Genomic DNA, 20,302 nt, shown 5'->3' with positions numbered 1-20,302 from the left:
TCTTGACCCTCCCTTTCCCGAAATGCCTCTGTCACAGAGCTATCGTCGGAACGTGGAGCCAGAGACCTTTCCCGACACACTCGCCGACACCCTGGCCGGGGTGCAGCGCCTCATCCGGCGGCGGCTGCGCGGCGGCACGACCGCTCCGCGACTGCGCGGCGCCGAGGTCGAACTGCTGCGGCTGGTCGTCGCCCGTCCCGGCATCGGTGTGTCGGAAGCGGCCAAGGAGCTCCATCTCGCGGGCAACTCCGTCTCGACGCTGGTCAACCGGCTGGTGCGGGACGGCTATCTGCACCGCGGGACGGACCCGGCCGACCGGCGGGCCGCGCGCCTGCTGCCCACACCGGCGGCCGAAGCCCGGCTGCGTGACTGGCGCGAGCGCCGGTCGGCACTCGTACGCCGTCAGGTGGACCGCCTGGACGACGCCGACCGCGCGGCCCTGGAGGCGGCCATTCCGGCGCTGCGCAAGCTGGCGGCGAACCTGCACGAGGAGGCCGAGGAGACATGAGGCGGTACAGCACCGACGGGGGAGACCCCGCCCGACGGGCCGACCACGGCTCCCACGCGCCGGACGGAGCAGGCGGCCCCACGGCGGCCGAGGGCCGGCCGGAGACTTCCGGCCGGGCGGCTCCGGAGCCGCCCGAGGCGGACGGGTACGCCGTCACCTGCACCGGACTCGTCCACACCTTCGGCGAGACCACCGCGGTCGACGGACTCGAACTCTCCGTCCGCGACGGCGAGGTGTTCGGCCTCCTCGGCCCCAACGGCGCCGGCAAGACGACCGCCATCCGCTGCATCACCACGCTGCTGCCCGTCCCCGCCGGCACGATCCGCGTCTTCGGGCACGACGCCGCCGGCGAACGCATGGCCGTGCGCCGACTGCTCGGCTACGTGCCGCAGCAGCTCTCCGCCGACTCCGGACTCACGGGACGGGAGAACGTGTCCCTGTTCGCCCGCGTCTTCGACGTCCCCCGCCGCGAGCGCACGGCGCGCGTCGGCCAGGCACTCGCGGCGGTCGACCTGACCGACGCTGCCGACCGGCTCGCCAAGACGTACTCCGGAGGCATGGTCCGGCGTCTGGAGCTCGCCCAGGCACTGGTCAGCGCGCCTCGCCTGCTGATCCTCGACGAGCCGACCATCGGCCTCGACCCGATCGCCAGGACCAACGTGTGGGAGCACATCAACGCAGTGAGGGCGGCCACCGGAATGACCGTCCTCGTGACGACCCACTACATGGACGAGGCCGACCAGTACTGCGACCGGGTCGCGCTGATGCACCGCGGACGGATCCGCGCCCTCGGCACCCCGGACGAGCTGAGGACGGGCCTCGGCGAACGACGGGGAACCGCCGGGAACGGTGAACTGCCCACGCTGGAGGACGTCTTCCGCGACATCGCCGGCAGTGGCCTCGACGACCGGTCAGGAGAGTTCAGCGATGTACGAAGCACCCGCCGCACCGCGTCCCGTGTCGGCTGACGGCGTGCGGCCGACGGGCGCGCTGGACCTGCTCGTGGTCCCGCCGCGGGCCCGCACCGGCTGGCGGGTGCTGCCCGCCCGGGTCGGCGCGATGTGCGCCGTCGAGCTGCAGAAGCTCCGCCACGACCGCACCGAGCTGTACACCCGGGCGATCCAGCCCGCTCTGTGGCTGCTGATCTTCGGCGAGACCTTCACACGGATCCGCGCGATACCCACCGGGGGCATCCCGTACCTCGACTACCTGGCACCCGGCATCATCGCCCAGTCCGCGATGTTCATCGCGATCTTCTACGGCATCATGATCATCTGGGAGCGGGACGCCGGGATCCTCACGAAACTCCTCGTCACGCCGACCCCGCGCTCGGCGCTGATCACCGGCAAGGCCTTCGCCGCGGGCGTGAAGGCACTGATCCAGGCCGTCGTGGTCGTCGTCATCGCCGCGCTGCTCGGGGTGGCGATGACCTGGAACCCGCTGCGGCTGCTGGGCGTCGCGGTGGCCGTCGTCCTCGGTTCGGCCTTCTTCTCCTGCCTGTCCATGACGATCGCCGGCATCGTGCTCACCCGGGACCGCCTGATGGGCATCGGCCAGGCCATCACGATGCCGCTGTTCTTCGGCTCCAACGCGCTCTACCCGGTCGCCGTCATGCCCGGCTGGCTCCAGGCCGTCAGCATGGTCAACCCGCTGAGCTACCAGGTCGACGCCCTGCGAGGACTGCTGCTCGGCACGCACGCCCACCTCGCCCTGGACTACGGCGTCCTGGTCGTGGCAGCGGCGCTCGGCATCCTGTCCGCCTCGTCCCTGCTCGGCCGGCTGGCCCGCTGAGCGTGTCCGCACCGCGTACCCGGCGCAGGCCACGGCGCCGGGTCACGGCAGCGGCTGCTCGGCCCAGATCACCTTCCCGTCGGGCGTGTAGCGGGTGCCCCAGCGTTCGGCGAGCTGCGCGACCAGGAACAGGCCGCGTCCGCCCTCGTCCATGGACGCCGCGTAACGCAGATGGGGTGAGGTGCTGCTCCCGTCGGAGACCTCGCAGATCAGCGTGCGGTCGAGCAGCACACGGACCCGGATCGGCCCGTCGCTGTAGCGGATCGCGTTGGTGACCAGCTCGCTGAGGACGAGCTCGGTGGTGAACACCATCTCCTCCAGCCCCCACTCCGCCAGCCGGCGCGTCACCGAGGCGCGCACCTCGCCGACGGCCGCCGGGTCCGAGGGGACCTGCCAGTCGGCGATCCGGTCCTCGCCCAGGGCGTGGGTCCGGGCGACGATCAGCGCGATGTCGTCGCTCGGCCGGGCGGGCAGCAGGGCGTGGAGCACGGCGCGGCAGGTCTCCTCGGGCGAGCGGTCGGCACCGGCCAGGGCGCTGCGCAGCAGTCCCAGGCCCTCGTCGATGTCCCGTTCCCGGTCCTCGACGAGGCCGTCCGTGTACAGGACCAGCCGGCTGCCCTCCTCCAGGTCGAGCTCGGCCGTCTCGAACGGCAGGCCGCCGAGGCCGAGCGGCGGACCGGCCGGCACGTCCGGGAACTCCACACTGCCGTCCGGGCGCACCACCGCCGGCGGCGGGTGCCCGGCCCGCGCCACCGTGCACCGCCGGGACGTCGGGTCGTAGATGGCGTACAGGCAGGTGGCTCCGGTGACGGCGGACCTGCCCTCCTCGGACAGCTCGTCCTGGTCGATCCGGCCGACCAGCTCGTCCAGGAGCCCGAGGAGCTCGTCCGGGGGCAGATCCAGGGCGGAGAAGTTGTGGACCGCGGTCCGCAGGCGCCCCATCGTCGCCGCGGCCAGCAGCCCGTGGCCGACCACGTCGCCCACCACGACCGCGACCCGGGCGCCGGGCAGCGGCAGCACGTCGAACCAGTCCCCGCCCACCCCGGCCTGGGCGGGAAGGTAGCGGTAGGCGATGTCGAGCGCGTTCTGCTCGGGCAGGTTGCGCGGCAGCAGGCTGCGCTGGAGCGTGACCGCCATCGTGTGCTCGCGGGTGTAGCGGCGCGCGTTGTCGATGGAGACCGCAGCCCGTGCGACCAGCTCCTCGGCGAGGGCCAGGTCCTCCGAGTCGAAGGGTTCGGGCTTCTCCGAGCGCCAGAAGTTGACCACGCCCATCATCAGCGGGCCGACGCGCAGGGGTACGGCGATCAGCGAGTGGATTCCGAAGTCCACGACCCGCGCGGTGCGCTGGAGGTCCTGCGCGAGCCACCCGGGGGCGTCACCAAGGGCGGGTTCGATGACCGCCTGCCCGGTGCGCAGGCTGTGGGCCTGGGGGGAGGAGGCCACGAAGCCGATGTGGTGGCCCACGGGATACAGCGGCGCGTCCCCGCGGATCCCGCCCGACGCCGTGCGACGCAGCCCGTTGACGGGGTCCGGCTCCTGCCCGTTCAGGACGGCCTCGGCGAGGTCCACGGTCACGAAGTCGGCGAAGCGCGGGACGGCCACCTCGGCGAGCTCCTCGGCGGTCCGTCGCACGTCCAGGCTCGTGCCGATGCCCACTCCGGCGTCGTACAGCAGTTTCAGGCGCTCGCGTGCCACCTCCGCCCGTCCGGACAGCGCGCGCAGTTCCGTCGAGTCGCGCAGGGTCGCGACGCTGCCCGGCGGGCCGCCCTGGAGGTCCGTGGGCCGCTGGTTGACGGCGAGCAGCCGGTCGCCGACCAGGTGCACCTCGTCGGTGACGATCTGCCCCGACGCGAGCAGGTCCGCGGTGTCCGCGTCGAGGCCCAGGTCGAGCACGTGCCGGCCCTCGGCGTCGTCGGGCAGGTCGAGCAGCCGGTTGGCCTCGTCGTTGGCGAGCACGAGCCGTCCGTCGCCGCTGACGATGATCACTCCCTCCCGGACGGCGTGCAGCACCGCGTCGTGGTGCTCGTACATCCGGGTCATCTCGTACGGGCCCAGGCCGCGGGTCTGGCGCAGCAGCCGCCGGCTCACGAGTGCGGTGCCCGCGGTGGCCAGGGCGAGTGCGACACCGGCGGAGGTCAGGACGATCGGCAGCTGCCGGTCGGCCACGCCGCCCACGTTCGCCGTGGTGATGCCGGCCGACACCAGGCCCACGACCTTGCCGCCTGGGTCCTCGACGGGCACCGTCGCCTGCACCAGCGGACCGATGGTGCCGTTGACCTCCTCGACGACCGACCTGCCGGCCACCGCCGGGGCGATGGTGCCGACGAACTTCTTGCCGATCCGGTCGGGCTTGGGGTGGGTGTAGCGGATGCCGTCGGTGTTCATCACGACGATGAAGTCCACGTTCGAGGCCTTGCGGGCCGCCTCCGCGCTCGGCTGGAGGATGGCGGTGGGGTCGGGAGAGCTCAGCGCCGCCCGGGTGCCGGGAGCGTTGGCGAACGTCTCGGCCACCGCGAGGGAGCGGTTGCGGGCCTCCTGGGTACTGTCGTGCCGCACCTGAAGCACCAGGGCCACCACTGCCGACACCACCAGCAGCAGCACGATCACGACCTGAAGGACGAACACCTGTCCGGCGACACTGCGCACACTGAGTGCCGACCGGGGCCCGGCGGACGCGCCGCGGTCCTTGCCCTCGTTCGACCCACGCCGAGGGAGCGGTGTGGTGGCGCGGCGGGTCGACTGAGCCCGGGTTCGACCCAATAGTCCGACCATGTGCTATGTCTACACTGCCCGGCGCCCGGAGGCGAGAGGCGTCACACAACGTGCGGGGCCGCCGATACCGGCCCGCGCAACGGGCCCGGCCTTCCGCCGCAGAGGCGGAACTGCTGTTGCCGCCGGGGCGGGGCTGCCTTCACGAGGATCTGGCCGCATGATGGAGGAGGAAGTTTTTGCCCGCATTTGTGGCTTGAGCGCGGGAGGTCGTCATGAAGAACCCGGACCGTTTCCGGCTGTCCTTCACCCATCCGGGATCGGGCGGTGCCAGTGTCGTGACCGACGAGGTGGTCGTCGAGCGGACCGAGAGTCTCGGGCCGGGTGGCCACCCGGTGTACAGCGATCCCACAGGCATACTCCGTGCCGAGATCACCCCGGCGGGTGAGGTGCGCATGCTGGCGAGCGGCGCCTATCAGTCGCCGCTCAACCCGTCCGCCGAACCGATTCCCTGAACCTGCCGGAGGCTTCGGGGCGCCGAGGCGTCGGTGTCCCGAAGCTTTCGCACGTAACGAATCCCGGGGCGACCGCTCAACTCGACGTCGCCGACGGACACGAATCCCGTACGGGCGAGGACGGTCCGTGAACCGGCGTTGTCGACGGTGGTTCTGGCCCGCAGCTCGCGCAGACCGTACTCCGCGACGGCCAGGGAGCAGACGGCGTGCACGGCGGCCGTCGCCAGGCCCCGCCCGGCCGCGCGCTCGGCGATGCGGTATCCCAGTTCGGCCGAACCGTCCGCCACGTCGACCAGGTTGACCCGCCCCAGGACCTCACCGCCGTCACCCACGATCAGGTGGTAGATGTGCAGGCCCGCCGCCTGCGCGGCGAGCAGCTCGGCGTGGCGTGCGTCGAAGCGGGCGAAGTACGCGTCGCCGCGGTCGGGGATCGACGCGGCGAAATACGTCCTGTTCTCCCGCTCGAACTCCAGGAGAGCCGGGGCGTGTTCGGGGCGGAGGCGTTCGAGTTCGGGCATCCGGTCATGCTAGGCAGCGGGGGTCTCGCCGGGCGACCGGATTTGTGCCGGCCGGCTCCACGCGGCGGGAACCTGTCGATTCCGCCGGTGCGCGTTCGTCCAGAGGGTGAGACGCCGGCGCCGTGCCGGTGCCGGACGAGGGCTGTGATGAGGATGCGTGAGGTACGGACGCTGCTCGACGGGCGAGGACTTCTCGAATCGCCGCGCTGGCACGGTGACCGGCTCTACTTCTCGGACTGGACGGCGGGAGAGGTGGTCCGCGTCGACCTGGCGGGGCACTGCGAGGTCTTCGCCCGTGTGGCGTCGCTGCCGCTGTGCACCGCCTGGCATCCCGACGGCCGGATGGTGATCGTCTCCTCGCCGGACGGGCGGCTGCTGCGCCGCGAGGCCGACGGCTCGCTGACCACGTACGCGGAACTGGGCAGGTCCGGCTGGAACGACATCGTGATCGACGGGCGCGGCACCGCCTATGTGAACCGCGCGGACTTCGCCCCGACGGCGGGGGAGGCCTTCAGGCCGGGCTGGGTCTCGGCGGTCGCCCCGGACGGCTCGGTACGCAGGGTCGCCGACGACATCGCGTTCCCCAACGGGATGGCGGTGACGCCCGACGACGCCACGCTCGTCGTCGCGGACTCGTACCGGCACTGCCTGCTGGCCTTCGACATCGCCCCGGACGGTGGCTTGTCCGGACGGCGCGTCCTGACCGACCTCGGCGACGGCACCCCGGACGGCATCTGCGTCGACGCGCAGCGGGCGGTCTGGTACGCCGACGTGCCGAACCGCTGCTGCGTGCGCGTCGCGGAGGGCGGCAAGGTGCTGGACCGCGTCGACCTCGACCGCGGTGGCTTCGCCTGCGTGCTGGGCGGGCCGGACGGCACGACCCTGTTCGTCGTGGCCGCGGAATGGCGGGGAATGACGGAGTCCGAGATGGTCACGCCCGGAAGCGGCCAGGTACTGACCGTCGAGGTCGAGGTGCCGGGGGCGGGCCGGCCGTGAGCCTGGCGGGTTACGCCGGGTGGGCGGCGCGCTTCCAGGCAGCCTCTCGCGCCCGACCGTCGCATGCCTGCGGGCGCCGCGCCAGGGGTGCGACGGGCAGCGAGGGGGCTGCGCGGGCCGTCGTCCTCGGTGGGGGCTGCGCGCCGAAGCCCTGCCTGTCGTGGGGAGTCACCTTCCTTTGGGCCGGGCGCCGATGCGCCGTCGGCTGTGGGGAGTCGTCCTCCGTGGGGCTGCGCGCCGAAGCCCTGTCAGTCGTGGGGAGTCGTCCTCGGTAGGGCCGGGCGCCAATGCGCTGTCGGCTGCGGGGAGTCGTCCTCGGTGAGACCGCGTGTCGCAGCTCTGTCCGCCGAGAGGGAGTCGCCTCCCCCCGGCGCTGCGCGCCGATGCGCTGTCCGCCGTGCGGAGTCGCCCCCGCGGGTCAGCCACCCAGCCCGACGGGAGGACGGACATCCACGACGACCGCGGTCCCGGCCGCGACCCGGGTCTCGTACATCGTGATCTCCTGACCTGGCTCGACGTGCAGCCAGCCTGACGGCACCAGCGGCACGAGCCGGACCCGGCCCTGTCCGCCCGGTTCCAGGAAGTCAGTGCGCTCCACCCACATCCCGGCGATGCGGACCGCCGGCTCGCCGTCGGCGGTCCGCTCGCCGAGGTCCCACATCGGACGGAGCACGCCCGCGCCGGGGACGGGCCCGGTGCGTGGCGCCTCCGCGGCCGGACGCAGCGTCAGATCGGCCAGCACCACGCCGTTGCGGAGCTCGGAGCACCGCCAGTGGCACCAGGCGGCGCTCCGCTCCATCCGCAGCCCTTCGGCGGCAGCGGCGAGCGATTCCCAGAACGGCACGGGAAGCGGCCCGGTGTCCGTGAGCTCCTCCAGCAGACCGAGGGCGAGCTCCCAATCGTCGGCCGCGAGGTACTCCCAGACGTCGCTGGCCGTGACGTCGTTCCCGGACGCCCGGTCCTCGGGCACCAACAGTGCCGCGGATTCGAGCAGTTCGAGGACGTCCATGTGCCGATTGTCGGCCATCGCGAGGGCGTCCTGCCCCGCCGGGCGATGGCGGAGAGAGGGTCCCTCAGGGGCTGGGTGTAGGGATAACCCTCGATCGCCCCTCGATCGACCGCACGACCATGTCATGCATCGGTCAATGATGCAATCCTTCCCCCACCTGTCGCGCAGGCCTCACCCGGTCTGCCCACGGTCGCGTTCCCGCACGCCCCAGCTCAGCTCGTCCCGGACAGCACAACCCCGTCTGCCCGGGCTGTCAGCGGCCGCCCCTACGCGGCCGAAGCAGTAGGAGTACGAGTGAGACGTATCCCCCGTCAGGCGACCGCGGCCGGAGCCCTGGTGGCCACCGCCGCTTTCCTGGCCGTCGGCATACAGACGGTCCCGGCAGCCGCCAAGCCCGCCCCCCACACCAGCCCCCTGCGCACCGGGGCACTGGAAGCCGCACTCACCCCGGCCCAGCACACCGCGCTGTTGAAGAACGCAACGCAGCGGACCGCGGCGACCGCCGACTCCCTCGGCCTCGGCGCCAAGGAGAAACTGGTCGTCAAGGACGTCGTCAAGGACAAGGACGGCACCCTCCACACCCGCTACGAACGCACCTACGCCGGCCTGCCGGTGCTGGGCGGCGACCTCGTCGTCCACACCCCGCCCGCCTCCCTGGCCTCCGGCACGGTGAGCACCACCTTCAACAACAAGCGCGCCATCAAGGTCGCCTCCACCACGGCGAAGGTCACCAAGTCGGCCGCCGCCGGCAAGGCGCTGAAGGCCGCCAAGGCCCTCGACGCGCACAAGCCCGCCGCCGACAGCGCCCGCAAGGTGATCTGGGCCGGCACCGGCACCCCGCGGCTCGCCTGGGAGACCGTCGTCAGCGGCTTCCAGGACGACGGCACTCCGAGCAAACTGCACGTCGTGACCGACGCCACCACCGGCAAGGAGCTCCACCGCTACGAGGGCGTCCAGACCGGCACCGGCAACACGCAGTACAGCGGCACGGTGACCCTGAACACCACCCTGTCCGGGTCGACGTACCAGCTGACCGACGGCACGCGTGGCGGGCACAAGACGTACAGCCTCAACAACGGCACCTCCGGCACCGGCACGCTCATGACGGACGCCGACGACACCTGGGGCACCGGGTCCGGCTCCAACACCCAGACCGCCGGAGCCGACGCCGCCTACGGCGCCCAGATGACCTGGGACTTCTACAAGAACACCTTCGGCCGCAGCGGCATCAAGAACGACGGGGTCGCGGCCTACTCACGGGTCCACTACAGCACGGCGTACGTGAACGCCTTCTGGGACGACGACTGCTTCTGCATGACCTACGGCGACGGATCGGGCGGCACCCACGCCCTCACCTCGCTCGACGTGGCCGGCCACGAGATGAGCCACGGCGTCACCTCCAACACCGCGGGCCTGGAGTACTCCGGCGAGTCCGGCGGCCTGAACGAGGCGACCTCCGACATCTTCGGCACCGGCGTGGAGTTCTACTCCAACAACAGCAGCGACGTCGGTGACTACCTCATCGGCGAGAAGATCGACATCAACGGCGACGGCACCCCGCTGCGCTACATGGACAAGCCCAGCAAGGACGGCGGCTCCGCCGACAGCTGGTACTCCGGTGTCGGCAACCTCGACGTGCACTACTCCTCGGGCCCGGCGAACCACATGTTCTACCTGCTCTCCGAGGGCAGTGGCACCAAGGTCATCAACGGCGTCACCTACAACTCGCCGACGTCCGACGGTGTCGCCGTCACGGGCATCGGCCGGGCCGCGGCGCTGCAGATCTGGTACAAGGCGCTGACGACGTACATGACGTCCAGCACCAACTACGCGGGCGCCCGGACCGCGGCGCTCAACGCCGCCGCCGCGCTGTACGGCACCAACTCCACCCAGTACGCCGGTGTGGGCAACGCCTTCGCGGGCATCAACGTGGGCAGCCACATCACACCGCCGTCCTCGGGCGTGACGGTCACCAACCCGGGCAGCCAGTCCGCCACCGTCGGAACCGCGGTGAGCCTGCAGATCTCGGCCAGCAGCACCAACAGTGGCGCACTGTCGTACGCCGCGTCCGGTCTGCCCACCGGGCTGTCCATCAACAGCTCCACCGGCGTCATCTCCGGCACTCCCACCACGGCGGGCACGTACAGCACGACCGTCACGGTGACCGACAGCACGGGCGCCACCGGCACCGCGTCCTTCACCTGGACCGTCAGCTCCTCGGGCGGCGGCACCTGCACCTCGACGCAGCTGCTCGGCAACCCCGGCTTCGAGTCCGGCAACACCACCTGGACCGCGACCAGCGGCGTCATCACCAACTCCAGCAGCCAGGCGGCGCACGGCGGTTCCTACAAGGCCTGGCTGGACGGCTACGGCACCACCAACACCGACACGCTGTCCCAGTCGGTGACCATCCCGAGCGGCTGCAAGGCCACGCTCACCTTCTACCTGCACATCGACTCCGCGGAGACCACGACCAGCACCCAGTACGACAAGCTGACGGTCACTGCCGGGTCGAAGACGCTGGCGACCTACTCCAACCTCAACAAGGCCTCGGGGTACTCCCTGAAGACCTTCGACCTGTCCTCGCTCGCCGGCTCCACCGTCACGCTGAAGTTCAGCGGTGTCGAGGACTCCTCCCTGCAGACCAGCTTCGTCGTCGACGACACCGCCCTGACGACCAGCTGACCGGCACGGCCTGAACCACCGCGCGTCCGCCGCGGCGTGGGTCCTCCGTGAGGACGGCCCACGCCGCGGCTCCGTCGTGTCGGCCGGAGCGTGCCGGCCGGGGGAGCGGAGGCAGGGGCGGCGTCACTGGCATGCCCTGAGGTTCACTCGAAGCGGGAGGGGTCCCCCGCACCCAGGCGGACGATCTCCGGCTCCCCGCCGGAGAAGTCGATCACGGTCGTCGGTTCGGTGCCGCAGTCCCCGGAGTCGATGACCGCGTCCACCACGTGGTCGAGCTCCTCCTTGATCTCCCAGCCCTGGGTGAGGGGCTTCTCCTCGTCCGGCAGGAGCAGGGTGCTCGACAGCAGCGGCTCGCCGAGCTCGGCGAGAATCGCCTGGGCGACGACATGGTCGGGAATCCTGACCCCGACCGTCCGTTTCTTCGGGTGCAGCATCCGGCGCGGCGCCTCCTTCGTCGCCGGGAGGATGAACGTGTAACTGCCCGGAGTCGCCGCCTTGATGGTGCGGAACGTGGTGTTGTCGAGGCGTACGAAGTGGCCCAGTTGCGCGAAGTCCTGGCACATCAGGGTGAAGTGGTGACGCTCGTCGAGCCGGCGGATCGAGCGGATGCGGTCGATCCCCTCGCGGTTGCCGAGCTGGCACCCGAGCGCGAAGCAGGAGTCCGTCGGATAGACGATGAGCCCTCCGGAACGGACGGTCTCGGCCACCTGGCCGATGATGCGCCGTTGCGGGTTCTCCGGGTGCACGTCGAAGTACTTGGCCATACGCCGAGCTTAGAACCGCCGCCGAGCCGCCGGGACGACCGGCGCACGGCCCGAACGCGTCGGCGGCGCACAGCCCGGGACAATTCACCGCTCACGGCTCTATGAACCTCGAGGTCCTGTGGCTACCCTCCGCGCATGATTTCCACGGTGGTGTGGGGTACCGGAAATGTCGGCCGCGCGGCCATCCGCGCCGTCGAGGCGCACCCGGCTCTGAAACTCGCCGCGGTGCTCGTCCACAACCCCGGCAAGGTCGGCCGCGACGCGGGCGAACTCGCCGGGCTCGACCACGGTCTGGGGATCGCGGCGACCGATGACGTCGACGCCGTCCTGGCCGGCTCACCGGGGGCCGTGGTGTACGCGGCTACCGGCGACATCCGTCCCGACGAGGCCCTCGCCGACATCGGCAGGGCGATCCGCGCCGGGGCGGTGGTCGTCACCCCGGCCCTCTATCCGCTCTACGACCAGCGCAACGCTCCGCCGGAGTTCCGGGACCCGATGCTCGCCGCCGTCGCCGAGGGCGGCGGCTCCCTCTTCGTCTCCGGTGTCGATCCCGGGTGGGGCAACGACGTCCTGCCCCTGCTGATCAGCGGACTCGGCACCACGGTGGACGCCGTCCGCTGCCAGGAGATCTTCGACTACTCGACGTACGACCAGGAGGATTCCGTCCGTCAGCTCATCGGCATGGGGCACCCGATGGACTACGAGCCGCTGATGCTCGCGCCGTCCGTTCCCACCATGGTGTGGGGCGGGCAGATTCGGCTGATGGCCCGGGCGCTCGGCGTCGAACTCGACGACATCCGGGAGACCACGGACCGGCGCGCGCTCACCGACACCGTGCGCACCCGGACGATGGGCGAGTTCGAGGCGGGCACCCAGGGTGCGGTGCGGTTCGAGGTCCAAGGGATCGTCGGGGGAGAACCGAGGATCGTCGTCGAGCACGTCACCCGCATCCATCCGTCCTGCGCACCGGACTGGCCGGTGCCGCCCGACGGCGACGGCGCCCATCGCGTGATCATCGAGGGCCGGCCGCGCATCCAGGTGACCGTCGAGGCCACCGACGAGGGCGACAACCGCTCCGCCGGCGGCAATGCCACCGCCGTGGGACGGCTGGTGGGCGCCATCGACTGGCTGGTGGACGCGGAACCCGGACTCTACGACGCACTCGACGTCCCGCTGCGTCCCGCAGTCGGCCGACTCGGAAGGAAGTGACCACGACCATGCACATCGACATTCCCGAGGGCCAGGAACCGATCGGCTACGTGTGGGGCGAGATGGTCCCCGGCATCGGTATGGCCGCCGCGAACTTCTCGCTGTCGGTGTACGAGCACACGACCCTGGGGCTGCGCGAGTTCGAGGCGGCGCGGCTGCGCATGGCACAGATCAACGGGTGTCTGTTCTGTCTCGACTGGCGTACCGAGCGGGACGGGCAGAAGGTCGAGGAGGAGTTCGCCGACGCGGTGACCCAGTGGCGTACCACCGACGCCTTCGACGACCGCACCCGGCTGGCCGCGGAGTACGCCGAGCGGTACGCACTGGATCACCACGGTCTGGACGACGAGTTCTGGACTCGGATGACCGCGCATTACAGCCAGCACGAGATCGTGGAGCTGAGCATGAGCATCGGCTCCTGGCTGGCGTTCGGCCGGCTCAACCATGTGCTGGGCCTGGACGCCGTGTGCGTGCTGCCCACCCACTGACGGGTCCGGGCCGCTCTGCCGGCCCGGTCACCGCTACAGGTCGGTGGCGATGATCTTCTCGATGTTGCGTTCGGCGAGCGCCGTGATGGTGACGAACGGGTTGACGCTGGTGTTGCCCGGGATGAGCGCGCCGTCGATGACGTACAGGCCCGGATGGCCGTGCAGACGGCCGTAGTTGTCGGTGGCCTTGTCGAGGACCGCGCCGCCCAGCGGGTGGTACGTGAGGTGGTCGCCCCAGATCTTGTACGTGCCGAAGAGATCGGTGCGGTAGATCGTCCCCTCCTTCGCGTTGATCTTGTCGAAGATCGACTTGGCCATGTCGATGGACGGCTGCTTCCAGGCGGTCTGCCAGTTCAGGCCGACGGTGCCCGTGCCGGCGTTCCAGGAGAACTCGGCGCGGTTCGGGTTCTTGGTGATGGACAGGTAGAACGACGCGAAGGTCTCGATGCCGGTGGGCAGCGGTGCGACCTCCGCGAACGCGCCCCCTGCGGTCCAGTTGTCGATCCCGCCGCACGGAATGCTGGCCTGGAGCGCGCCGGTCGGGTCCCACAGGTGGTTGGCGCGACCGCACATGACGTTGCCGTTGTCGCCCCAGCCCTTGCCGATCTGGTCGTTCAGTCCGGGCAGTGCGCCGGTGGCCTTCAGCTTGACCAGCAGCTTGCTCGTGCCGACGCTGCCGGCAGCGAAGAACACCCGGTCCGCGGTCACGGTCTTGGTGGCCGTGGTGTCCCCGGTGGTGTTGATCTGGTCGATCAGGACCGTGTAGCCGCCGCCGGACGCCGGGGCGACCGAGGTGACCTTGTGCAGGGGTGAGACCGTGACCCGCCCGGTGGCCGCGGCCTGGGCGAGGTAGGTCTTCTGCAGCGACTTCTTGCCGTAGTTGTTGCCGTACAGGATCTCGCCGGCCAGGGCCGACTTGGGGACGGATCCGGCAGCCTCCTGTTCCATGTAGTCCCAGTCGTACACGTCGGGCACGAAGACGAACGGGAAGCCGGAGCGCTGGGCCTGCTTACGGCCGACCCGCGCGTACTGGTAGCAGTCCGCGCTGTCGAACCACGTCGGGTCGACGGTGCCCACGCCGAGACCGGCGTTGGCGCGCGGGTAGTACGTCGCGTACATCTCGTCGGCGTTCACCGACGGGAGCACGGCGCCGAAGTTCTCCCGCTTGGGGGTGACGGCCATGCCACCGTTGACGAGCGAACCGCCGCCGACGCCGCGGCCCTGGTAGACGATGATCCCGCCCATCTCCTCGGCGTCCAGGATCCCGGTGTAGCGGGGCACGTTCTTGTCGATCGGGAAGCCGAGGAAATTGCTGATGGGCTGCTTCGTCCTGGTCCGCAGCCAGAAGGACCGGTAGTCCGGGCTGGTCGTGTTGGCGAAGATCTTGCCGTCCGAGCCCGGGGTGTCCCAGGCCATGCCCATCTCGACCATCTGTACGTCGACACCGGCCTGGGCGAGGCGCAGCGCCGTGACGGATCCGCCGTATCCGGTGCCGATCACCAGGACGGGGACGTGGGCTCCTGTGGGGATCGGACCGGCGGCGGTGAGCGACCTCTGTGGTGCCGCCGCGGCATGTCCCGCGAGCGTCATCGCTCCAAGAATAGAACCAGTTCCAGCAATGAATCTTCGCCGCGAAACACCCCTGGATTCGTTGTTGTACTGGACAGTGTCACTCATGTGACGCTCCTCACTCTCGATGAGTGAGAACACGTTCTACTGTTACTTGCTTGTCAAGTCACTACATACCGGTTGGTAACTTGTGTCCGATCTTGGGGCATTAGGGTGCCGGTGTCCGTGCCCCTTGACTTCACAAGACCCTCGCGCGACATTCCTGACTCCGCATCAGAAACCGTGACGGCAGGCGCCCCGCTGCCTCCCGGAGCACCCGCACGCCCCCACGTTCCCTCGCCCTGCTGGAGTGCCCTGCCATGTCCCTGAGCGCGGAACCCGTCGGACGTACCACCGCACCCTCCCCAGCACCCGGGCCCTCACGGCGCCATGTGCTCGGCGCCGCGACGGGTGCCGGGCTCGCGCTCGCGGCGGGCCTGCCGGGCACCGCCGCGGCGGCCGACCTCCCCCCGCTCGGCACCTTCGACGTCGTGGTGATCGGCTCCGGGGCGGCGGGCATGACCGCCGCGCTGACAGCCGCCCGTCAGGGGCTCAGCTGCGTGGTCGTGGAGAAGGCCCCCACCTTCGGCGGCTCGGCGGCACGGTCCGGAGCGGGGATCTGGATCCCGAACAACCCGGTCGTCCTCGCCGCCGGAGTCCCGGACACCCCCGAGAAGGCCGCCTCCTACCTCGCGGCCGTGGTGGGCCCCGAGGTGTCCGCCGAGCGCCGGCAGGCCTTCCTGGACCACGGACCCGCCATGATCTCCTTCGTCATGGCGAACAGCCCGCTCCGCTTCCGCTGGATGGAGGGCTACAGCGACTACTACCCGGAGCTCCCCGGTGGGCTGCCCCGCGGCCGGTCGATGGAGCCGGACCAGCTCGACGGCACCGTCCTGGGCGCCGAACTCGCGCACCTGAACCCGCCGTACATGCCGGTCCCGGCCGGCATGGTCGTCTTCAGCGCGGACTACAAGTGGCTCACCCTCGCCGCCGTGAGCGCGAAGGGCGCGGCGGTGGCCGCCGAATGCCTGGCCCGCGGCACCAAGGCGGCCCTCCTCGGCCAGAAACCCCTGACGATGGGCCAGTCGCTGGCGGCCGGCCTGCGCGCCGGTCTGCTCTCCGCCCAGGTCCCGGTGTGGCTGAACAGCCCGCTCACCGACCTGTACACGGAGGACGGTGCCGTCACCGGCGCGGTGGTCACCCGGAACGGAACTCCGGGCCTGGTCCGCGCCCGGCGCGGGGTGATCGTCGGTTCCGGCGGCTTCGAGCACAACGCGGCCATGCGTGCCCGGTACCAGCAACAGCCCATCGGCACCGAGTGGACGGTCGGCGCCAAGGAGAACACCGGCGACGGGATCAGGGCGGGGGAGCGGGCGGGCGCGGCGCTCGACCTGATGGACGACGCCTGGTGGGGGCCGGCGATCCCGCTGCCCGACCAGCCCTACTTCTGCCTCGCCGAGCGCACCCTCCCCGGCGGCCTGCTGGTCGACGCGGCCGGTGCCCGCTTCGTGAACGAGGCCGCACCCTACAGCGATGTCGTGCACACCATGTACGCACGGAACGCGACCGCGCCCGACATCCCGGCCTGGCTGATCGTCGACCAGAACTACCGCAACCGGTACCTGTTCAAGGACGTCGCGCCGACCTTCGCGTTCCCCGAGGCCTGGTACACCTCGGGCGCCGCGTACAAGGCCTGGACGCTCGACGCCCTCGCAGCGGCCATACACGTGCCCGCGGCGGCCCTGCGCGCCACGGTCAGCCGCTTCAACGGCCTCGCCCTGAGCGGGCGGGACCCCGATTTCCACCGCGGCGACAGTGTCTACGACCACTACTACACGGACCCGGCGATCCTCCCCGACTCCTGTCTGGCCCCGCTCTGGCTCGCCCCCTTCCACGCCTTCCGGATCGTCCCGGGCGACCTGGGCACCAAGGGCGGCCTGCGTACGGACGCCCGGGCGCGCGTGCTGCGCCCGGACGGCTCGGTGATCCGCGGCCTCTACGCGGCGGGGAACGCCAGCGCGGCGGTCATGGGGCACAGCTACGCGGGCGCGGGCTCGACGATCGGTCCCGCGATGACCTTCGGCCACATCGCGGCCCTGGACATCGCGGCGAGCACCGCGTCCTGACCCTGCGCACTAGTCGGTACGGTTCGTCTCCTCCTCGCCCGGTTCCAGGAGCAGCATGGTGACGTCGTCGCGGATCGAGGGACAGAACCGGGTGAGGTCCTCCCAGACGCTGTCGACCAGCGAGGCCGGCGACTGCTCGGCGAGGGCGGTCAGCCGGTCGACCAGGGGGTAGAACGTCCCGTTCCTGTCCCGGCTCTCGGACACGCCGTCGGACGCCAGGAACAGCCGGTCACCGGGCTCCAGACGGACGGTGCGGGTCTCCGGCGGAGCGATGTCGAACAGCCCCGCACCGAGGGGCGCCCCCGTTTCGAGTTCGAGTTCGAACGCCTTCGTGCCGCGCAGCAGCAGGGGGTACGGATGTCCGCAGGACACCAGCCGGACCGCACCGGTCCCCGGCGGAAAGTCCAGGAGCAGAGCGGTGGCGAACATCTCGGCGGGATGGTCGCCCGCCGAGTCCACCACCAGTCTGCGTTCGAGGCGCGCCGCGGTGGCCTTGAGGTCCCGCTGGTCGAGCACGGTCTCCCGGAACGCCCCGAGCAGCGAGGCGACGGTGCCCACCGCCGACAGCCCGTGCCCCTGCACGTCGCCCATCAGGGCCCGCACACCGAAGGGCCCCGCCCGCACGTCGAAGAAGTCGCCGCCGACCAGCGTCTCGCTCTGCGCCGCCCGGTACAGACCGGAGCAGCGCACCGTCCCGACCCGCTCGGCGAGCGGTGGCAGGACGGCGAGCTGGGCGGCTTCGGCGACGCTCCGCACCGTGACCAGCTGGGCGTCCCGGCGAGTGCGCACCAGGGACACGAACACGCTGAGCACGGCGATGAAGGTGATGGTCAGCAGATCGGTGTTGCCCGGTCGGTTCAGTCCCAGGGCGGGGACGTTGAGCAGCAGCACGACGGCGGTTCCGAAGAGAGCCGTGGCCAGGGGGCCGTAGGAGAGCACGGCCATGGTCGGGATGACGCCGAGCAGAAAGCCGATGTCGAGCGGATGGTCGATCCCGAGCTCGGTCGCGCAGATCGCCACCAGCAGGCCCGGCGGCAGCGCCCGCACCCAACGCGGAGGCGGCGAGCCACGCAGCCAGCCCTGCTTCCCGTCCCGCCGCCCCGACCCGGCCCTCCCGGCCATAGCGCTCCTCCTCACCCACCACGCTCCACCATTCGGCCGGGGAGCGCATTCCGGTCGGCGGGCAAACGGGTGGACGAGGCCATGGGTGCCGGGCTCGCCCGGGCGGGCGCGTGGTGTGCGGGGACGGCCGCGATCCGTGACGGCACGCGGCAGGACGCCGCGCGGCGTCGGCTCGCCGCGGTGGCGCCGGGAGCGCCCACCGCGGCGAGCCGGTGCGGCGTCAGCCGTCGATGCGGTGCGTGCTCCAGAAGGAGGTCAGGTCCGTGCTGGTGGCCGCCTGGGCGGCCGCCTTGAACTCGGCCGTGGTCGAGACGCCGTACCAGTGCGCGGTGGCGTAGTCCTTCAGCAGCTTGGTCATGGCCGTGTCGCCGATGAGGCGCCGCAGGTCGTGCAGGGCGCACTTCCCGTACCCGTAGACGACGGTGGAATAGCGGGACGAGTGGGCGTCCCAGTACGCCATCGAGTTGGTGATCTTCTCCGCCGAGGAGGCCCAGGAGACGTTGTTCCAGCAGTTGGTGCCGGTCTTGTTCAGGGCCAGATCGGTGGCGTAGTCGGTGAACGCCTCGTCGAGCCAGGGACTGGTGTACTCGTCGTCGCCGACGATCCCGTACCACCACTGGTGGCCGATCTCATGGGTCAGCGCCGTGGTGCTGACCAGGTCGAGGACGAAGCCCGGGTACTCCATGCCGCCGAACCAGTAGTTGTTGTCGATCACCGCGTCCAGCTCGCCGTAGGGGTAGGCGCCGAACCGCGAGGCGTGGGCGTCCACCGCGGACTTCGCCGTGGTGAGCATCGACTGCGCGTCGGCGGAGCTGATGGCCGAGACGGAGTAGACGTTGACGCGGGTGCCGGCGGTGGAGGTGCCGGAGATCTTGCTGAAGGGGCCCGCCGCCCAGGCGAAGTCGCGCACCTTGGAGGCGGTGGCCGTGGTGACCGTGCGTCCGCTGGAGCCGGGGGTGTCGACCGAGGTGCCGGTCGCCGGGACCAGCAGGGTGCTCGGGTGGTCGAGGGTCACCTTGAAGTCGGCGGCCAGGGAGTAGAACGACTCGCCGTTGTTCGTGTACGGGTCCAGGTGCCAGCCCGCGCCGTCCTTGACGGCGAGGACGGGCAGGGCGTTGCCGATGAAGCTGAACGCGCCGTCGTGGCCGAACCGGTCGGCGCCACTGGGGACCGTGATGCCCAGGTCGAAGCCGATCGTGGCGCTCTGGCCCTGCGCCAGCGGGCCGGGCAGGTCTATCTTCAGGGCGGTGCAGCCGACCGACAGGGCGCCCGCGGTGCCGCCGGTGACATTGCTGACCTTGATCGGCATGGCCGAGCAGGTGCCGTGGTAGTTGTCCCACAGCCTCAGGTAGACCTCGCTCAGCGCAGTGGAGGAGGCGTTGGTGAAGGTGGCGCTCTCGTGGCCCGACCAGACCGTGCCGCTCGTGTCGCTGCTCAGGTCGACGGTGTACGAGGGGGCGGCCGGGGTGCGGGTGGAGTCGGCCGGCGGGGTCGTACCGCCCGAGGTGTCGAGCGCGACGTCGTCGACGACGAAGCTGGACTGGAGGCTGGAGTCCTCGGTGCCGGTGAACGCGAGGGTCACGGTCTGGCCGGCGAACGCCGACACGTCGAACGACTTCTGCGCGTAACCGGTGTTCTTGTCGAGGTTCGAGTAGGTCGCCAGCGTGGTGCTGCCGATCTTCGCCGTCAGCTTGTCGTACGCGATGGACGACGTCGTCTCGGCGGTGTCGATGTGCAGCCAGAAGGTGAGGGTGGCGCTGCTGCAGCCGGACGGGACGGTGACGCTCTGCGAGAGGGTGTCGGTGTGGGTGCTGCCGACGCCGCCGAGCCAGGCGAAGCTGGAGCCGCCGTGGGCGGTCTGGCCGGCGCGGTTGGTGATCACCCTGGTCGACGACTGGGTCCAGGGTGAAGTGCCGCTCTCGAAGCCGCCGTTGGCGACCACCTGCGTCGGGGTGCAGGCGGCGGCCACGGGGGCTGCGGGCGGCGCGGCGGCCGCCGGTGTGCCCGGGAGCGACAGGGCGGCCAGCGCCGTGACGGCGAGTGCGCTCGCGGTGATGGCCTTGCGGGGGGTTGGTCTCACGCGAAACTCCTTTGAGGCGGCCGGGATCGCGGCCTGCTCGGTGCCGCCCGGACGGCTGGGTGTGCCGTGGACGGTCAGGGGCTTGTGCCTGACGGTTGCGTGATTGCTGGGGAGTTCTTCCGCGCCTCCCCGCAGGCGGGGCGACGACTGCGGGAAGCGTCGCAGATTTGACCA

At 71.0% G+C, this 20,302-nt stretch carries 16 protein-coding genes; 9 read left to right on the top strand and 7 right to left on the bottom strand.

What is annotated here, in order from left to right; translation table 11 throughout:
• The first annotated feature begins 52 nt into the window (after positions 1-52).
• The 3 genes from ABEB03_RS11695 to ABEB03_RS11685 are packed head-to-tail and all read left to right on the top strand — an operon-like array spanning position 53 to position 2,299.
• On the top strand, positions 53-508 hold the full coding sequence (locus tag ABEB03_RS11695) for a MarR family winged helix-turn-helix transcriptional regulator (protein WP_345645882.1): 456 nt from the start codon (positions 53-55) through the stop codon (positions 506-508).
• Positions 505-1,476, top strand: coding sequence for an ABC transporter ATP-binding protein (locus ABEB03_RS11690; protein ID WP_345645879.1), 972 nt, complete (start codon positions 505-507; stop codon positions 1,474-1,476). The genes ABEB03_RS11695 and ABEB03_RS11690 overlap by 4 nt, the downstream gene beginning before the upstream one ends.
• Positions 1,436-2,299, top strand: a complete 864-nt coding sequence (locus ABEB03_RS11685) for an ABC transporter permease (protein WP_345645876.1) — start codon at positions 1,436-1,438, stop codon at positions 2,297-2,299. The genes ABEB03_RS11690 and ABEB03_RS11685 overlap by 41 nt, the downstream gene beginning before the upstream one ends.
• A 42-nt stretch (positions 2,300-2,341) precedes the next feature.
• On the opposite strand, the gene ABEB03_RS11680 is transcribed toward ABEB03_RS11685, so the two are convergent.
• On the bottom strand, positions 2,342-5,071 hold the full coding sequence (locus tag ABEB03_RS11680) for a SpoIIE family protein phosphatase (RefSeq protein WP_345645872.1): 2,730 nt from the start codon (positions 5,069-5,071) through the stop codon (positions 2,342-2,344).
• Positions 5,072-5,283: 212 nt separating this feature from the next.
• On the opposite strand from ABEB03_RS11680, the gene ABEB03_RS11675 reads away from it, so the two are divergent.
• Positions 5,284-5,523, top strand: coding sequence for a DUF6296 family protein (locus tag ABEB03_RS11675; RefSeq protein ID WP_345645868.1), 240 nt, complete (start codon positions 5,284-5,286; stop codon positions 5,521-5,523).
• Here ABEB03_RS11675 and ABEB03_RS11670 read toward each other — a convergent pair.
• The gene (locus ABEB03_RS11670) at positions 5,484-6,041 is read right to left on the bottom strand and encodes a GNAT family N-acetyltransferase (RefSeq protein ID WP_345645863.1); all 558 of its coding nucleotides are present in this window, start codon (positions 6,039-6,041) and stop codon (positions 5,484-5,486) included. The genes ABEB03_RS11675 and ABEB03_RS11670 overlap by 40 nt on opposite strands.
• Positions 6,042-6,188: 147 nt before the next feature.
• On the opposite strand from ABEB03_RS11670, the gene ABEB03_RS11665 reads away from it, so the two are divergent.
• The gene (locus ABEB03_RS11665) at positions 6,189-7,037 is read left to right on the top strand and encodes an SMP-30/gluconolactonase/LRE family protein (RefSeq protein ID WP_345645858.1); all 849 of its coding nucleotides are present in this window, start codon (positions 6,189-6,191) and stop codon (positions 7,035-7,037) included.
• A 418-nt stretch (positions 7,038-7,455) separates the two neighbouring features.
• Here the strand turns inward: ABEB03_RS11665 and ABEB03_RS11660 are convergent, their stop codons facing one another.
• A complete protein-coding gene (locus ABEB03_RS11660) occupies positions 7,456-8,064 on the bottom strand; it encodes a hypothetical protein (RefSeq protein ID WP_345645855.1) in 609 nt (202 codons plus the stop codon).
• A gap of 276 nt (positions 8,065-8,340) precedes the next feature.
• Between ABEB03_RS11660 and ABEB03_RS11655 the strand changes: the two genes are divergently transcribed.
• Positions 8,341-10,731: a M4 family metallopeptidase gene (locus ABEB03_RS11655; protein ID WP_345645853.1), complete on the top strand. Its 2,391-nt coding sequence runs from the start codon at positions 8,341-8,343 to the stop codon at positions 10,729-10,731.
• 143 nt (positions 10,732-10,874) lie between these two features.
• Here the strand turns inward: ABEB03_RS11655 and ABEB03_RS11650 are convergent, their stop codons facing one another.
• Positions 10,875-11,495: an L-threonylcarbamoyladenylate synthase gene (locus ABEB03_RS11650; RefSeq protein ID WP_345645851.1), complete on the bottom strand. Its 621-nt coding sequence runs from the start codon at positions 11,493-11,495 to the stop codon at positions 10,875-10,877.
• A gap of 135 nt (positions 11,496-11,630) precedes the next feature.
• Here ABEB03_RS11650 and ABEB03_RS11645 point away from each other — a divergent pair, with 135 nt between their 5' ends.
• Entirely contained in the window at positions 11,631-12,704 is a 1,074-nt protein-coding gene (locus tag ABEB03_RS11645) for an NAD(P)H-dependent amine dehydrogenase family protein (protein WP_345645849.1), read from the top strand.
• Positions 12,705-12,712: 8 nt separating this feature from the next.
• Complete coding sequence (locus ABEB03_RS11640) at positions 12,713-13,192, top strand: carboxymuconolactone decarboxylase family protein (RefSeq protein ID WP_345645846.1); 480 nt, start codon at positions 12,713-12,715, stop codon at positions 13,190-13,192.
• Between the two features lie 33 nt (positions 13,193-13,225).
• Here the strand turns inward: ABEB03_RS11640 and ABEB03_RS11635 are convergent, their stop codons facing one another.
• Positions 13,226-14,869, bottom strand: a complete 1,644-nt coding sequence (locus tag ABEB03_RS11635) for a GMC oxidoreductase (protein WP_345645843.1) — start codon at positions 14,867-14,869, stop codon at positions 13,226-13,228.
• 251 nt (positions 14,870-15,120) lie between these two features.
• On the opposite strand from ABEB03_RS11635, the gene kstD reads away from it, so the two are divergent.
• On the top strand, positions 15,121-16,926 hold the full coding sequence (gene kstD / locus ABEB03_RS11630; protein ID WP_345645840.1) for a 3-oxosteroid 1-dehydrogenase: 1,806 nt from the start codon (positions 15,121-15,123) through the stop codon (positions 16,924-16,926).
• A 9-nt stretch (positions 16,927-16,935) separates the two neighbouring features.
• On the opposite strand, the gene ABEB03_RS11625 is transcribed toward kstD, so the two are convergent.
• Both ABEB03_RS11625 and ABEB03_RS11620 read right to left on the bottom strand, forming a co-directional pair.
• Entirely contained in the window at positions 16,936-18,048 is a 1,113-nt protein-coding gene (locus tag ABEB03_RS11625; protein ID WP_345645838.1) for a PP2C family protein-serine/threonine phosphatase, read from the bottom strand.
• Positions 18,049-18,268: 220 nt separating this feature from the next.
• Positions 18,269-20,128: a M1 family aminopeptidase gene (locus ABEB03_RS11620; protein WP_345645834.1), complete on the bottom strand. Its 1,860-nt coding sequence runs from the start codon at positions 20,126-20,128 to the stop codon at positions 18,269-18,271.
• Between the last annotated feature and the right edge of the window lie 174 nt (positions 20,129-20,302).

The organism is Streptomyces siamensis (assembly GCF_039543605.1).
Taxonomy (GTDB): Bacteria; Actinomycetota; Actinomycetes; order Streptomycetales; family Streptomycetaceae; genus Streptomyces; species Streptomyces siamensis.
This window is presented reverse-complemented; position numbering and strand designations above follow the sequence as displayed.

Excerpts from the sequence above, each read along its gene's own strand:
- ABEB03_RS11690 (WP_345645879.1), top strand. The coding sequence starts at position 505 with ATGAGGCGGTACAGCACCGACGGGGGAGACCCCGCCCGACGGGCCGAC.
- ABEB03_RS11685 (WP_345645876.1), top strand. The coding sequence starts at position 1,436 with ATGTACGAAGCACCCGCCGCACCGCGTCCCGTGTCGGCTGACGGCGTG.
- ABEB03_RS11680 (WP_345645872.1), bottom strand. The coding sequence starts at position 5,071 with ATGGTCGGACTATTGGGTCGAACCCGGGCTCAGTCGACCCGCCGCGCC.
- ABEB03_RS11675 (WP_345645868.1), top strand. The coding sequence starts at position 5,284 with ATGAAGAACCCGGACCGTTTCCGGCTGTCCTTCACCCATCCGGGATCG.
- ABEB03_RS11670 (WP_345645863.1), bottom strand. The coding sequence starts at position 6,041 with ATGCCCGAACTCGAACGCCTCCGCCCCGAACACGCCCCGGCTCTCCTG.
- ABEB03_RS11665 (WP_345645858.1), top strand. The coding sequence starts at position 6,189 with ATGAGGATGCGTGAGGTACGGACGCTGCTCGACGGGCGAGGACTTCTC.
- ABEB03_RS11660 (WP_345645855.1), bottom strand. The coding sequence starts at position 8,064 with ATGGCCGACAATCGGCACATGGACGTCCTCGAACTGCTCGAATCCGCG.
- ABEB03_RS11650 (WP_345645851.1), bottom strand. The coding sequence starts at position 11,495 with ATGGCCAAGTACTTCGACGTGCACCCGGAGAACCCGCAACGGCGCATC.
- ABEB03_RS11645 (WP_345645849.1), top strand. The coding sequence starts at position 11,631 with ATGATTTCCACGGTGGTGTGGGGTACCGGAAATGTCGGCCGCGCGGCC.
- ABEB03_RS11640 (WP_345645846.1), top strand. The coding sequence starts at position 12,713 with ATGCACATCGACATTCCCGAGGGCCAGGAACCGATCGGCTACGTGTGG.
- ABEB03_RS11635 (WP_345645843.1), bottom strand. The coding sequence starts at position 14,869 with ATGAGTGACACTGTCCAGTACAACAACGAATCCAGGGGTGTTTCGCGG.
- kstD (WP_345645840.1), top strand. The coding sequence starts at position 15,121 with ATGTCCCTGAGCGCGGAACCCGTCGGACGTACCACCGCACCCTCCCCA.
- ABEB03_RS11625 (WP_345645838.1), bottom strand. The coding sequence starts at position 18,048 with ATGGCCGGGAGGGCCGGGTCGGGGCGGCGGGACGGGAAGCAGGGCTGG.